We start from the raw sequence: 14,457 nt of genomic DNA, 5'->3' as shown, positions 1-14,457 counted from the left end.
GCACCGGGTTGGCGGATGCTGAGCAGGTAAATGCACCCCGAGTGAAATTTGGAACCCTAATCACTTTGTGAGCTAGGTCAATAATATTGAAATTAATTAAACACCCATTGAGCCGAGCAACAGATCCTTCGTACTGTGTTCATTTTGAAAATATTTTTGACCCCTTAAGCGTATGGAATATGACTTTTCAAGAAGTTACTGTAAGGCGGCAAATAACCCGTTGGAACAGGCAGTAGAAACTCCCAACCTATACGGTAGCTGGCAGGTAAAAACTATGGACAGTTTAAAGACTCACGATCTGGCCCAATTGCTTGGGCTCTATTCCCCCTGGATTATTAAAGACATTGAATTGGCCAGCGATTCCAATTCACTGACCTTTATCGTTGAAAAGCAGCCTGAGAAAAATATTTTTGGCTTCCTAACTGGCAACAAAAAAGGTCCACAGGTAATACATCGTTGGCAACATATCCGCTTCGGTCATGTAAACACCTATATCGAAGCAACCCTCAGCCAGGCTGAGTTGGCAGACATGTCGGCCAATCGTCCACCGGCCTTTCTCGGTGAGGAGCACAAGACCATTACGCGCGAACTGGCCGATACCATCCATATCGCTTTCTCGCGCAATCTCAGCCCCGAGATGATCAGTGGCCTGCTCGGCATTGGCCTCGGCTTGGTCGAGGGCGAGGTGCGCGATATGACGGGCGGCCAGCAGACGCCGCACAACATCGCCCTATTGCCGCTGGAATCCAATCCAATTTGGCGCCAGGTATTAACCGATCAACTAAAACTCACCACGCGCCTGCTGCCGCTGAAATTACTGTTGTCGCGATTAAAACTTGAGGTTCACAAGAATCCCAACAGTGGCCAGGTTATGCAAAAATCGGTTGCCGAGTTGCGCACTTTTTTTATTCGTCATGCCCAGCAACTGCAGCAGGAATTTAAAATACTGGGGGCTTCGGAGAATCAGCCGAATGCCCATACCAACCCCAATGGTGGCGCAAGAAATCGCCTAGTGCTGCCTGGCACCAAGAACCCCTTATGGCACCAATTGCTCACCGGCGAACTGGACTTGGAGAGCCAAAATATGGCGCTGCGTCTGAGTCTCGCCCGAAACAGTCGGAGCTACCTGCTGACCTATGATGAATATGAGCGTTTGGATATAGTCCGCAACCTGCAACTCTTCTTTAAACACAATGCCCGCAACCTAATTCCCGAGCTGCGCCTGTTAACCGAGCTGCTGGGACAGCAACAGGATCAGACGCGCATTCAATTGCCACCGGTTACCGACAATATATGGAAACATTTATTGCTAGACGATGGCCTACTTAATTCGGAAAAAATAAATTACCGACTGCTCTTGTCGCGCTTGAAAAGCAGTTATCGACGCAATCGTGACCCGCTTAATATTGAACAATTACACAGTTTCTTTATCCATAATGCTCAGACGATGTCGGATGAAATTAGCCTTATTAACCGCCTGGCGGCAAACCAATAATTAGGATGACCCAATGTCAAATCAAGTCAAAATCAATCTCGATAGCCAAATGTTCGACCTGGCCACGGTAATCTTAAAAATTCAGCAGGGTGAATTTATGTCCATTGCGGGTGATGAAAGCCTGCTGGCACAGTTGCCCGCCGGGAATTGGATCGGTGGCACCATTCCCTATTTTATGGACAGGGACGGCGGCAAGGTTAGCCGCGAACAACTCTTCGTTCACACCATAAATGGCACCCAACAACATAATCCACCGCGCATCACCGTCTACGATAACAATACCATTGCCCGCATTGCCCAGGATGCCCCACCCCATGGTTTTACATTGCTGATATTGCCGGCGGCATCGCAGGTGCACTTGAATTACGCCCAAAATGCACCGGAGTTCGCCAATATGTTTTTCACCCCCATCGTGGGTTGGATTTCAGGCTTCCACTTGAATGACGGCAGTGCGGCTCAGGTCGCCTTTGGTCCAAGCGGCGGTGTGCTAATAAGCCAGCAGGCGGTCGCGATCCATGTGCCCTTACCGGACAGCCAAAGTGCCAATGTGAGTATTATTAATCTGTTCGAGGAGGGTGCGGGACCGGTTATCGAATTCCCAACGACAGATTTTTCAGTCAAAGACTGTCTGATTGATGGGGTTCCCAGCAGCTTAGCGGATTACATCGCCGGCCAAGGTTTGGATACCCGCCTGCCATTGGTTGCCGATTATTCTGGTATCAAGGTGAATGTCAGCATACAACAGATCCATGCCAATACTGGCCAGGTCGAGCTCTATGCCCCAGTGTTTAAGGGCGTAAGCTATCGCTTTGCCACGCCGGTGCCGGATTATGTTCAGGCCTTCGATCAGGCCGTGAAGAAGAATGACACTGCGAACATTGCCTTTTCATGCAATTGCATTCTGAACTTCTTGTATTCCGAATTGGAAGGAAAGAAAACCGGCCACATCACCGGGCCCATTACCTTTGGCGAAATAGCCTATCAGCTGCTGAACCAAACCCTGGTGTATATGACGCTAAACGACGTTCGTTAAACCTGACTCGCTCAGTCCGTGTTAGCTGCCCGCTTCACCAATGGCGTCTGTGCAAAGCTGACACCGCGCCAACCCCGCTGCATAAACTGCCGGATATTGGCGTGATTGTCACCCTGCGGATCGGACAAGACCGACCGATAGTGTTCGGCAAATAGGCTCAGGGTGTGAATCTCGGACAAGCCAGCCTGATGCGCAAAACTCAGCACTCGGCATGAGCCTTGGTTTTCCAGTGCCGAATTGCGTAATTCGCCATTGCTGAAAGCCGTCGCGGTAAAATCAAACTCGGTGTCAATTGCGGCCAACACCTCGGTAAAGACGAGCCTGTCCGGCTGGTCATAGACCGCTGCGAGCAAGGTCTGCAAATTGTTCATAATAATATTCCTGTGGTCAATGGGCCTATTCGGCCCGATCATCGAGCGCTTGTCAAAACCCCTTGCTGGAGCTCAGCGCCCGCGTGGCACCAACGACAGCAGATAGGCCGCAATGGCATCGCGATCAGTTTGGTTCAAATGACTGGTACCCATTTCGATTACCTCCACCATGCTACCGCCCACCACATCGCCATCGGGTAGCAAGCCATCGGCGAGAAAGTAGCTTATGTCGTCTGCGGTCCAATCCCGTGCCAAGAGGGCGGCACCATGAATAGGCGGGGCGCCAACGCCGCCCGGGATCAGACTATTGCCCCCAAGGTAAGGCGGTATAAAGGCGCCCAGGCTGTTGCGCGGATTGTGGCACTCGCCGCAGTGGCCGACTGCGTCGACCAAATAGCGGCCGCGCCCGAGTTCGCTACCCTGATCGATTTCTAACGACCGGGTGGTCGCAAACAACCAACGCCAAGGCTTTAAGCCAAGGCGAATATTGAAGGGGAAGGCCAACCGATGCGGCTCGGAGGCCTGATCTACCGGTTCTGTCGCAAGCAGCGCCTGATAGAGATGCACGACATCCGCATCCGTCAGGCTGCGATAACTGGCGAAGGGGAAGGCCGGGTAGTAGGGTAATCCGGCCGGGCTAACCCCCTGCCGCAGGGCGGCTTCAAATTCCACCAAACTCCAGGCGCCAATGCCATGGCTTAGGCTGGAACTAATATTGGGTGCATAAAAATCGCCAAACGGCGTGTCCAAACGGGGACCACCGGCCATCGCCGGCCCCCCTTCCTGGCTGTGGCAAGCGATGCATCCGGCACTGTGTAACAGCTCCTGACCCAGCAATGCATCTCCCGCAGTGCTGATGGCCGGTCGTTGCTCACCCAGGGGTGCGAAATAGACAATCAACAGGATGCCTATGACGATAAGGTCAAACGCAATAAACCATTTTAAACGTCTAGACATCGGGTGCTCCTGAGGTGGCATGGGTGAACGGCAAGCCATGGATTGAACCGTTTAATTGGGCCGTTGATAGAGAAAACTGCTCAGCTCCTGGCTGCGCAACGTCGCCTTGAGGCGGGTCGCTTGGGCTCGACTCAACGGGCCCAACAGTACTCGAGTACCCGAAACGGACACATCATACCAACGGATCAACTGGCTTTGATAGACGTCGAGACGCGGATCCTCGACCAATGGTTTAATCGATGCAACTTGTCGGAAAAGTCCCAGCTGCAAATACCAGGTGTCTGCTTGGCTGACTAGCGCGATAGCCCCTGAGGCAGGCGCATTCGCGCTCTGCGTGGACTTTGGCTGGTCAACCGGGGCAGGCGCCACCGTGGCCAGGGACACCGGCCGGGCCTGTATGGCCGTCATCTGGGCTGCGCTCGCGCTCACATCGAGTTCCTCGACCTCATCGCTAGCCTGGACCATGATGCGACCGCCTTCATAAACGACCCCGACCGGATCGGCTGCGCGCACGCGAGCGTCGAGCGATGAAAAACTATCCAGCCAAATACGCAGACCAACTTGGAGCCGATACTGACTCTCACTGGGTTGCCACAAGGTCTCGGCAAAGAAGCCCACTTCGGGCGTCCATTGACGCTGAAAACCGATGCCCGCCCAGCCCTGCACTGTTGGCTTGGATGGCAGCCAGACAAGGCCAATCTGAGGATACCAATGGGTATCCCGCTCAGAGCTGTATAAGAGCCGAGCGTCCAGCGACAGTCGGGCGCCACTGTCCTCCTGCTCGCGCGGTTCCGGCCAAAGCACACCGACGCCGATCACGGTGCGGTTGCCGACCGTTGTTGCCAACGATAAACCGACGCCTGGCGCCGACAATTGGACTGGCGCCGCGCTGGCGTAAAGTGACGCCTGCCGATCATGGGCCAAGGTGGTGGTGCCCAGCAATGCCAGGATAACCGCTGCAAACAGGCCGCGGAGCCGATGTGGGCAAGCAAGAACTGAATCTGCTGGCGCGCAGAAACCAAAGACTTTTAGCGCGGTCATAGCAAAGTCAGGCCGCTCCGGCACGGTGTCAGGCATCATCCGCTCAATCGGCCAGCGACTTGCGCAGGGCTTCGATTACCGGTGCCACGTCCGGTCGCACACCACGCCATATGTAAAAACTTTCCGCCGCTTGAGCGACTAACATGCCCAATCCGTCGGCACAGGCTAGGGCGTCATTTTCGGCCGACCAGCGTAAAAAAGACGTCGGAGTTTTACCATACATCATGTCGTAACACTTGGTGCCGGCATTGATCAGACCATCGGGTAAGGGCGGCACCTGACCGGAGAGGCTAGCCGATGTGCCGTTGATTACTATATCGAACTGACCGGATAGCTCGTCAAAGGTTGAAGGCGATATGGCGGGGAAATCATCAGCCAGTTCTTCGACCTTTTGCGCGCTGCGGTTAGCGATCACTAGGTTCGCTGGATTGGCGTCTAGAAGCGGTTCAATTACCGCGCGAACGGCGCCGCCCGCACCGAGTAAAAGAATATTTTGGTGCTCCAAGGGCCAGCCCAGGTGATCACGAATATCGGTCAACAGACCGACGCCATCTGTGGTATCACCAAAGATGCGGCCATCGGCTAATTTTTTCAGAGTATTAATAGAGCGCGAACGTCGCGCCCGATCGGTCATTTCATCAACAAAATCAAAGGCGTCGCCCTTAAACGGAACGGTGACATTGAAGCCCGCATAGCCGTCTTTAAACAGCTGCCACACTCGGGTTTCAAAACTGCTGACCGGTAACTCAATACCTGAGTAGTCAAGCGTCTGTTTAGTCTGGCGGGCAAACAATGCATGAATCTGTGGCGACAGACTGTGCGTGATTGGATGACCTAAGACGGCGTATCGATCCATTTTCGACCCTTCTCTGTATTCTGCTGCAGATAACAAATAACCTAGCAACCGCTGCCTAGCTTAACCGTAGGCTAAATTGTAGTTCCGGAGTACGAACCTGTCGCCCATTTTGACACGACTGAGCCCTCCCGGCGCACGGTACCCCCATTTGACTACCCATTGTGTAGCACCAAAATTGTTAGTCAAATGGGGGGCTCTACTCGTGGGATATGAGTCTAAGCAGCCTAGGCCTATTAGACTTTAGCGCTTAGCTTGCCGAAAATCAGCTGCTCGCTTCCGATTCTTTTTCAGCGTCAGCGTCCGCCCGAGTGGTTTTGGGCAAAAAGCGACTCATCAGGAGGCCCATCTCAAACAGGGCGTACATCGGTATCGCCAAGATACTTTGGGAGATCACGTCGGGCGGCGTCAGTAGCATGCCGAACACGAAACAGCAGACGAAGATATAGGGCCTTTTGGTCGTTAACGACTCGACTGAGACAAGCCCAGAGCGCACCAGTAAGAAGGTTGCGATCGGGATTTCAAAGGCCAACCCGAAGGAGAAAAACATCTTTAGACAAAAATCCAAGACATTGGAAATATCCGGCATGATCGCGATACCTTCTGGCCCGGCGCCCGTAAAAAAACCAAACACCAGTGGCAAGACAACAAAATAGACGAAGGCGACACCGGCGTAAAATAGAATAACACTGGTGATAAAGAGCGGTATGGCGAGCTTGCGCTCATGCTTGTAGAGCGCCGGGGCAATAAAGCCCCAAATTTGGTGCAGGATATAGGGCATGGCCAGCAAGGCGGCCATCACAAAGGCTAATTTCAGTGGCACCAAAAAGGGCGAGGCAACACCCGTGGCAATTAGCGACGCGTTCTCCTTGTCGGGCAAAAGGGTATTAAGCGGCTCAACCAACACCATGTAAATGTCACCAGAAAAGAAATACAAACCGATAAAAATTACGACGATCAGGACCACGCTGCGCAGCAAGCGATCGCGCAGTTCGCGCAAGTGCTCAACCAAGGGCATGGAAAATTGGCTAGGATTTCTCGGTGTCATCGGTCTGTTCTACCTGTTGGGTGTCTGCCTTCGGCGTATAGCCGGGTGCTTCCGGCAAGTCATGAGTTGGCGTTACCGTGGGCACCGCAGCTTCGTCATCATCAAATTCGTCGTCATCGGCAGGCTTGCTGGTATTTTTGGTAAAATCAAGATCTTCGGTCTCGGCCATAATCTTTTTATTCAATTCGTCGAGCTTCATTTCTTGCTCGATCTGGCCTTGCAGCGACGTCATAAAGCGACGCGCCTTACCCATGAGCCGACCTACCGTGCTCACTACCCCTGGCAGTCGCTCCGGGCCAATCACCACCATCCCGATAACCGCTAATAGCAGCAGTTCGGCAAATCCAATGTCAAACATCCTGTTACCCTCACGTTGTTGGGTGCCAAGGCACCCTTAACGAGTTACCAAAACGAAAAACTACTTGTCTTCAACTGTTGATTTTTCGTCGGCTTTGACTTCAGAGAAATTGGCGTCGCCGCTGTCTTTCTTTTCCAGGGAGTCCGGCGTCTTCTTTTCCTCTGCCTTATCACCTTCGGTCATTGCACTTTTAAAGCTCTTAATCGCGCCGCCGACATCACCGCCGAGATTTTTCAGGCGCTTGGTGCCGAACACTAGAATTACGATCGCTAACACGATCAACATTTGCCAAATTGAAATACCACCAAAACCCATTGTCACGTCCTCGCTGAGTAAAACTATGCTGGAAACCCGGTATCACCGGCGTCGGTAAAGCTGCCTAAAATATGAAAGTGCACATGGTGCACCGTTTGACCACAAGCTTCACCGGTGTTGGCAATCAAGCGAAAACCCTCCGCCAAACCCATTTCCTGGGCTAACACCGGTGCGGCCACTATCATGGCCTGAATTAGCCCCTGATTGCTATCATTCATATGATATAAGCTGGTGATATGTTGCTTGGGAATCAGCAGCACATGCACCGGCGCCTTGGGCGCAATATCCCAAAAGCCAATCAGTTGACTGTCTTCGTAGACCTTGTTGGCCGGAATTTCACCGGCCACGATACGACAAAACAAACAATCGGTCATAACTCCCCCCCTATTTAAGCCGACTGGCTTTCTCAGCCAAGCCCGATAATCCTTCACGGCGTGCCAACTCTTGGAGGATCTCGTCTGGCTTGATGTCAAGATGGCTCATCATGACCAGGGTATGAAACCAGAGATCGGCAGTTTCGTAGATCAGTTTGTCGCGTTGAGCGGCGTCCTGTTCCAGATTCTTAGCGGCGAGAACCGTCTCAAACGCCTCTTCACCGACCTTTTCTAGGATCTTATCGAGACCCTTGGCGTATAGGGAGGCGACATAAGAGCTGTCGGCGGCTGCGCCCTTACGCTGATCCAGAGTTTCGGCCAGTTTGTTCAGGATATCAATCATCTCATTCTCTGTTTAGGTGATTTTATGCGTTTTCTGCCCATTCTGAGCACCAACGCAAGCGGGGGTGATTAAATTTTTCGGGCTGTGCCAAGGACGTCAAGGCCAAACTAAGCACAGCGCGGCACTGACCAGGAGTAGCCATTGTCCGGCGGATAGACCACTGAACAGTGTCTCGACTGGGGTAAACCAAAGGCCAGCGACCAGCACCGCTAACGCGAGCACCCTACGCAACGTGGCAATTCCTTGACGCTTCTGAGTGCGAATTATGTCGGCTATTTGACTCTGCTGTCGATCTTCGGCGCTGCCGAGGCGACGCAGTTGGACCAGGGCATCGTGTATTAGATCGGGCATCAGCGGGGCCTTAGCGAGCCAGCCTGGGCCATGTTGTGTGATCGCCTTGAGCAATCGCTTGGGCCCAACCTGCTCCTTGACCCAGGTTTCGAGGAAGGGCTTGGCGGTTTGCCAAAGATCCAACTGAGGATAGAGCTGGCGACCCAAGCCCTCGATATTCAGAAGGGTTTTTTGCAGCAGGACCAGCTGCGGTTGCACCGTCATATCGAAACGCCGCGCGGTCTGAAACAGGCGCACTAATAATAGACCAAAGGATATTTCGCTGATCGGCCGCTCGAAGATGGGTTCGCAGACGCTGCGGATGGCGGCTTCAAACTCATTCACTCGCGTCGTAGCGGGCACCCAACCCGACTCAACATGCAGCTGCGCCACCAGATGATAATCCCGATTAAAGAAGGCCAATAAGTTCTGGGCCAAATAGTTCTGATCTTCTTGCGACAAGGAGCCGACAATACCGCAGTCAATGCCGATATACTTTGGGTCGGCGGGCGTGCTGATATCGACAAAAACATTGCCCGGATGCATATCGGCGTGGAAAAACGAATCGCGAAAGACCTGGGTAAAGAAGATCCGCACGCCCCGCTCGGCGAGCACCTTGAAGTCGATTTGTGCGGCCGTCAAGGCGGCTATATCCGAGACTGGCGTGCCATAGATGCGTTCCAGCACTAGGACCTGTTTGCGGGTGTATTGCCAGTGGACCTCCGGGACATAGAGCTCCCCGTCGGCCAGGGTGTTGCGTCGCAAGGTCGCGGCATTGGCGCCCTCGCGCAGCAGGTCAAGCTCATCGATAATGGTGCGCTCAAATTCCTCGACCACCTCGAGCGGGCGCAAGCGTTTGCCATCGGCGCTGAGGCGCAACAGGCGGGCCAGCAGCTTCATCACGCCCAGATCTTTGCGGATGGTGCGCTCGATGCCGGGCCGAATCACCTTAACGACCACTTCTTGGCCATCAAACAATAAGGCCGAATGCACCTGAGCGATCGATGCTGACGCCAGAGGCTCTAGATCAAAGCGGGCAAACAACTCGGTCACCGACTGACCCAGCTGGGCTTCGACGATGGCTTGGGCATCAGTGCCGGGAAAGGGTGCCACTCGATCTTGCAAGAAGGCTAGCTCGTCGGCCATTTCCGCCGGCAACAGATCGCGTCGGGTCGACAGTATTTGGCCAAACTTGATAAAGACCGGCCCCAAGTGCTCCAAGGCCAACCGCAGGCGCCGACCTTCATTAGCCTGCGCGGAACTGAGCCAACGCAACGGCGAACAAAAGATAAAGACTCGCAAGAGCAACGGCATAGACTGACGGGGCAGCAGGGTATCGAGCCGGTAGCGACTGAAGACCCAGAGAATGCGCAGCGCGCGCACCAGGCTCATGCGCCTGGATCCGCCGTCGCGGCCGCCAGTCGCTGGGCAAGCCGACTGATCTTCGCCGCCACCCGCTCAACGTCGTTACGCGCCGTCTGAACTTGCGACTGATGACGCTGCCACAGATCACTGGGCACCAAGAGACCGGATTCCTCACGCCAATAGTTCCGGCTGGTGCGGCTGGCTGAGGCAAAGTGCTGACGGGCCATGCCACCTAAAAACCGCAGGCCGTCGGCCACCACATGAGCCGCCAGATCGCCAATCTTGTCGCCGATGGCCATTTCCCAGTCAATGTCGAGATGGGCCAGAATGTCCTGAATGGCGAAGAAGGTGCGCGTGTCACCCTCTATATTGATCTGGTGGGCCATCATCGCGGCAGTTCGGTCCGTGGCGCGCAGCACCGCGAGCAGGTCTGCTGCCGTGCCGGCGACACGGGCATCATAGGCTTCAATTTGACCGTTCTGAAAAAATACAAAGCCATTGGCTTCGATCGAGACACTAATCGCCACCTTTGGCTCGGTCACCACTAACACTAGGGATTTACCGGCTAGGGCGACCATTTTTTGCTGGGCAATCGGATCGTAGGTCAGCGCATCATTTACCAGCTTCTGCACCGGCCACAGCCATTCGCTCATGCCTTGACTCCACGATGCAACGCAACGATACCGCCGGTCAGGTTGTGGTAAGTCACGCGATCAAAACCGGCGTCCGTCATCAGGTTTTTTAGGGTTTCTTGATCCGGGTGCTTGCGAATCGATTCGGCCAAATACTGATAACTATCGGCATCTTGGGTGATTAATCGGCCCATGATCGGCAAGGCTTTGAAGGAGTAGAAATCGTAAGCCTTGTTTAACAGATTGTGCGTCGGTTTGGAAAACTCCAGTACCAGCAAGCGACCACCGGGTTTCAATACCCGATACATATCGGCCAGGGCAATGTCCTTATGGGTCACATTGCGCAGGCCAAAGGCGATGGTCACGACATCGAATTCATTGTCGGCAAAGGGCAGGGCTTCAGCATTGGCTTGGACTACCTCAAGGTTGCCGGCGATGCCTCGATCCGCAAGGCGATCGCGCCCAACCTGCAACATCGATGCGTTGATGTCGGCGAGCACCACCTGACCTTCTGGCCCGACTCGTTTGGCAAAGGCGTATGACAGGTCACCGGTACCGCCGGCTATATCGAGCACTCGGTTACCCGTACGGACACCCGACATCTCGATGGTATAGCGCTTCCATAACCGATGAACGCCGAATGACATAACGTCGTTCATCAGGTCGTATTTGCCGGCAACAGAATGGAACACATCGGCGACCATCTTCTGTTTATCGTCAGCTTTTACCGTCTTGTAGCCGAAATGGGTGGTCTCGTCGTTGGACTTCGCTTCGTGTGAATCAGCCATGGGGTGCTCTACAATGAATAATCGGCGCCATTGTAGCCGTTTCACTCGACGCCTGCACCCAGTTGAAAAGCCCCCCGCGTGATTAGTTTTGCGCTTTATTTGACGGATCGTTAGGCTAGACCCCACTTCAACCAGATACCACTAGAGAGCCAATGCCATGCGTGCTTTTCCTGCTACCCGCTTACGTCGATTACGAGCCCAAGACTTTTCCCGCCGCCTGGTGCGCGAAAACCTATTGAGCGTCGATGATTTGATTTATCCGGTGTTTGTTTTAGACGGCGAAAACCAATGCCAACCGGTTGCTTCCATGCCAGGGGTCGATCGCCTGTCGATCGATCTGCTAGTAGCACGGGCTGGAGAATGGGTCGCACTTGGCATCCCGATGCTCGCGCTGTTCCCAGTCACGCCAGCAGAGCTGAAATCCGAGCACGCCGAGGAGGCCTTTAATCCGGAAGGCTTGACGCAACGGGCCGTGCGCGCCTTAAAGGCGGCCTACCCCGGACTCGGTATTATGACCGACGTCGCTCTCGATCCCTTCACCAGCCATGGCCAGGATGGCATTGTCGATGAGCAGGGTTATGTCTTAAATGATCTGACCACCACGATTCTGGTCAAACAGGCTTTGTCTCATGCCCAGGCCGGCGCAGATGTAATCGCGCCGAGCGATATGATGGACGGCCGCATTGGCGCTATCCGTCAGGCGTTGGAACAAACATCTCACGTCAACACTCTGATCATGGCTTATTCGGCGAAGTACGCGTCGAGCTTCTATGGTCCGTTTCGCGATGCCGTCGGCTCTGCCAGCAATTTGGGTAAGGGTGGCAAAACCACCTATCAAATGGACCCGGCCAACAGTGCCGAGGCCATTCATGAGGTGGGTTTAGATCTTCAAGAGGGCGCTGATATGGTTATGGTGAAGCCGGGCATGGCCTATCTGGATATTGTCTGGCGCATAAAACAGGAATTTGGCGCGCCGACCTTTGCCTACCAAGTCAGCGGTGAATACGCCATGTTACAGGCCGCAGCCCAGAACGGCTGGATCAACCGAGATGAGGTAATGATGGAAAGCCTGCTTGCTTTTAAACGAGCCGGGGCCGATGGCATTTTGACTTACTCGGCTGTTGCCGCGGCCAGACTTCTGGCCTAGGCAGTCACTGCGGGCTGAAGATCACACCGGGCAATGTCCCGGCTTGATCGGCACAATAGCCGATTGACAGGCCATTGTGCCAAAAAGACCCCTACAGCGTCCCACAGTTTTTCGATTCAAAGGTTGGACAGATCGATGTGAATCCGTAAACTGAGTTACTCACTCCTTAAAGAATCTATTGCCCAATGAGCGAAAATATCCTTAGTGTGACCGATGACAGCTTCGAAAACGACGTACTACGTAACGAACATCCCGTATTGGTCGACTACTGGGCTGAATGGTGTGGCCCGTGCAAAATGATTGCACCCGTGCTCGAAGAAGTTGCTGACGAATACGCCGGAAAGCTGGTTGTCGCTAAGTTAAACATCGACGACAATCCAAATACGCCGCCTAAATATGGCATCCGAGGCATCCCAACGCTAATGATTTTTAAGGGTGGCGAAGTCGCCGCGACTAAGGTTGGCGCCTTGTCAAAATCCCAATTGCTTGAATTCATCCAAAGCAATAGTTGATCCTTGGGGTTAGGCGCCTAGGGCGCCTAATTTCAAATAAGTTCTGGACACCTCCTGAAACAGCGCCTATATTGTTCGTTAATCGAACAAAAAAAACCCCCTCAATCCAACCCCAGAGCCTCTGAGCTCGTCCCACGTCAAGCCTATAATCTATGAATCTGAGCGACTTAAAAACTAAAGCTGTACCCGAACTGTTAGACCTTGCCAAAGAAATGGGTTGTGAAAACATCAACCGAACGCGAAAGCAGGATTTAATATTTAGCATACTCAAACGTCATTCCAAAAGTGGTGAAGACATTTACGGTGACGGTGTGCTCGAGATTTTGCAGGACGGCTTCGGCTTTTTACGTTCCGCAACCGCATCCTATTTGGCCGGCCCAGACGACATTTATGTCTCACCGAGTCAGATTCGGCGCTTTAATTTGCGTACCGGCGATACCATAGAAGGTAAGATTCGGCCACCGAAAGAGGGTGAACGTTATTTCGCATTGTTGAAAGTTGATAAGATCAACTTTGAGCCTTTGGAAAACGCGAAAAATAAAATCTTGTTTGAGAATCTCACCCCGCTGTTTCCAGATGAGCGTATGACGCTGGAATCCGGCAATGGTGCGACTGAAGACATGGCCGGACGAATTCTGGACTTGGCGTCGCCGATCGGTAAAGGCCAACGGGGTTTGATCGTATCACCGCCCAAGGCCGGTAAAACCATCATGTTGCAAAACGTCGCGCAGGCAATTTCACGAGCTTGCCCGGACGCCCATCTGATGGTGCTGCTGATCGACGAACGCCCAGAAGAAGTGACCGAGATGCAACGCTCGGTGCGCGGCGAAGTGATTGCATCGACCTTCGATGAGCCACCCGCGCGTCACGTTCAAGTCGCCGAAATGGTGATCGAAAAGGCTAAGCGCTTGGTTGAACACAAGGCCGACGTAATTATTTTGCTCGACTCCATAACCCGTTTAGCGCGCGCCTACAACACCATTGTACCGAGCTCCGGCAAGGTACTCACTGGTGGTGTTGACGCCAACGCCCTAGAACGTCCAAAGCGTTTCTTTGGTGCGGCGCGTAATATCGAAGAAGGTGGCTCTCTCACCATTATCGCGACAGCGCTGGTCGATACTGGCTCGAAGATGGATGAAGTGATTTACGAAGAATTCAAAGGCACCGGCAACATGGAAGTGCATTTGGATCGTAAAATTGCCGAGAAGCGCATCTTCCCATCGATCAACATTCGCCGTTCCGGCACCCGTCGTGAAGAACGCCTGACCTCTGCGTCGGAACTGCAACGTATGTGGATTTTGCGCAAACTGCTAGCCGAGATGGAAGACGTCGCCGCGATAGAATTCCTCATTGGTAAGCTCAAGCAAACCAAAAGCAACGACGAATTCTTCAAGAGCATGAAGGGATAAAACCTCGGTGCGCCATGGCGCAATAAACCTCCCTTAACGGGAGGCTTATAGAGGTTTTATGACTGAAGCTCAGCTTCAGGCCGGGC

At 53.5% G+C, this 14,457-nt stretch carries 17 protein-coding genes; 5 read left to right on the top strand and 12 right to left on the bottom strand.

Annotation, left to right across the window (positions count from 1 at the left end; genetic code table 11):
• Positions 1 to 274 precede the first annotated feature (274 nt).
• The gene (locus REIFOR_RS00480; RefSeq protein ID WP_100255692.1) at positions 275 to 1,495 is read left to right on the top strand and encodes a hypothetical protein; all 1,221 of its coding nucleotides are present in this window, start codon (positions 275 to 277) and stop codon (positions 1,493 to 1,495) included.
• 13 nt (positions 1,496 to 1,508) lie between these two features.
• The gene (locus tag REIFOR_RS00475; protein ID WP_100255691.1) at positions 1,509 to 2,528 is read left to right on the top strand and encodes a DUF6976 family protein; all 1,020 of its coding nucleotides are present in this window, start codon (positions 1,509 to 1,511) and stop codon (positions 2,526 to 2,528) included.
• Positions 2,529 to 2,539: 11 nt separating this feature from the next.
• Here the strand turns inward: REIFOR_RS00475 and REIFOR_RS00470 are convergent, their stop codons facing one another.
• From REIFOR_RS00470 to ubiE, 12 genes are all read right to left on the bottom strand, one after another.
• Positions 2,540 to 2,899 (bottom strand): HopJ type III effector protein, encoded by a 360-nt coding sequence (locus tag REIFOR_RS00470; RefSeq protein WP_100255690.1) that lies wholly within the window; start codon positions 2,897 to 2,899, stop codon positions 2,540 to 2,542.
• 72 nt (positions 2,900 to 2,971) lie between these two features.
• Entirely contained in the window at positions 2,972 to 3,856 is an 885-nt protein-coding gene (locus REIFOR_RS00465; protein WP_100255689.1) for a c-type cytochrome, read from the bottom strand.
• A 51-nt stretch (positions 3,857 to 3,907) separates the two neighbouring features.
• The gene (locus tag REIFOR_RS00460) at positions 3,908 to 4,897 is read right to left on the bottom strand and encodes an SPOR domain-containing protein (RefSeq protein ID WP_158524247.1); all 990 of its coding nucleotides are present in this window, start codon (positions 4,895 to 4,897) and stop codon (positions 3,908 to 3,910) included.
• 43 nt (positions 4,898 to 4,940) lie between these two features.
• Positions 4,941 to 5,753: a shikimate dehydrogenase gene (gene aroE / locus REIFOR_RS00455; protein WP_100255687.1), complete on the bottom strand. Its 813-nt coding sequence runs from the start codon at positions 5,751 to 5,753 to the stop codon at positions 4,941 to 4,943.
• A gap of 262 nt (positions 5,754 to 6,015) precedes the next feature.
• On the bottom strand, positions 6,016 to 6,798 hold the full coding sequence (gene tatC / locus REIFOR_RS00450) for a twin-arginine translocase subunit TatC (RefSeq protein WP_227003724.1): 783 nt from the start codon (positions 6,796 to 6,798) through the stop codon (positions 6,016 to 6,018).
• Positions 6,779 to 7,156: a Sec-independent protein translocase protein TatB gene (gene tatB, locus REIFOR_RS00445; RefSeq protein WP_100255685.1), complete on the bottom strand. Its 378-nt coding sequence runs from the start codon at positions 7,154 to 7,156 to the stop codon at positions 6,779 to 6,781. Before tatB ends, tatC begins: the two co-directional genes overlap by 20 nt.
• A gap of 60 nt (positions 7,157 to 7,216) precedes the next feature.
• Positions 7,217 to 7,471: a Sec-independent protein translocase subunit TatA gene (locus REIFOR_RS00440; protein ID WP_100255684.1), complete on the bottom strand. Its 255-nt coding sequence runs from the start codon at positions 7,469 to 7,471 to the stop codon at positions 7,217 to 7,219.
• 23 nt (positions 7,472 to 7,494) lie between these two features.
• Positions 7,495 to 7,845 carry a histidine triad nucleotide-binding protein gene (locus REIFOR_RS00435; protein ID WP_100255683.1) on the bottom strand — a complete coding sequence of 117 codons (351 nt, stop codon included), beginning with the start codon at positions 7,843 to 7,845 and terminating at the stop codon, positions 7,495 to 7,497.
• A gap of 10 nt (positions 7,846 to 7,855) precedes the next feature.
• Positions 7,856 to 8,188, bottom strand: coding sequence for a phosphoribosyl-ATP diphosphatase (locus REIFOR_RS00430; protein WP_100255682.1), 333 nt, complete (start codon positions 8,186 to 8,188; stop codon positions 7,856 to 7,858).
• Positions 8,189 to 8,284: 96 nt separating this feature from the next.
• Entirely contained in the window at positions 8,285 to 9,910 is a 1,626-nt protein-coding gene (gene ubiB, locus REIFOR_RS00425) for a ubiquinone biosynthesis regulatory protein kinase UbiB (RefSeq protein ID WP_100255681.1), read from the bottom strand.
• Entirely contained in the window at positions 9,907 to 10,536 is a 630-nt protein-coding gene (locus REIFOR_RS00420; RefSeq protein WP_100255680.1) for a ubiquinone biosynthesis accessory factor UbiJ, read from the bottom strand. The genes ubiB and REIFOR_RS00420 overlap by 4 nt, the downstream gene beginning before the upstream one ends.
• Positions 10,533 to 11,303: a bifunctional demethylmenaquinone methyltransferase/2-methoxy-6-polyprenyl-1,4-benzoquinol methylase UbiE gene (gene ubiE, locus REIFOR_RS00415; RefSeq protein WP_100255679.1), complete on the bottom strand. Its 771-nt coding sequence runs from the start codon at positions 11,301 to 11,303 to the stop codon at positions 10,533 to 10,535. Before ubiE ends, REIFOR_RS00420 begins: the two co-directional genes overlap by 4 nt.
• A 157-nt stretch (positions 11,304 to 11,460) precedes the next feature.
• Between ubiE and hemB the strand changes: the two genes are divergently transcribed.
• From hemB to rho, 3 genes are all read left to right on the top strand, one after another.
• Positions 11,461 to 12,450, top strand: a complete 990-nt coding sequence (gene hemB / locus REIFOR_RS00410) for a porphobilinogen synthase (RefSeq protein WP_100255678.1) — start codon at positions 11,461 to 11,463, stop codon at positions 12,448 to 12,450.
• A 185-nt stretch (positions 12,451 to 12,635) separates the two neighbouring features.
• A complete protein-coding gene (gene trxA / locus REIFOR_RS00405; protein ID WP_100255677.1) occupies positions 12,636 to 12,962 on the top strand; it encodes a thioredoxin TrxA in 327 nt (108 codons plus the stop codon).
• Between the two features lie 152 nt (positions 12,963 to 13,114).
• A complete protein-coding gene (gene rho, locus REIFOR_RS00400; RefSeq protein WP_100255676.1) occupies positions 13,115 to 14,371 on the top strand; it encodes a transcription termination factor Rho in 1,257 nt (418 codons plus the stop codon).
• The last annotated feature ends 86 nt before the right edge of the window (positions 14,372 to 14,457 follow it).

Origin of the sequence: Reinekea forsetii (assembly GCF_002795845.1) — a bacterium.
Taxonomy (GTDB): Bacteria; Pseudomonadota; Gammaproteobacteria; order Pseudomonadales; family Natronospirillaceae; genus Reinekea; species Reinekea forsetii.
Note: the sequence above shows the minus strand (reverse complement) of the source record. Positions and strands in the feature narration are given on the sequence as shown.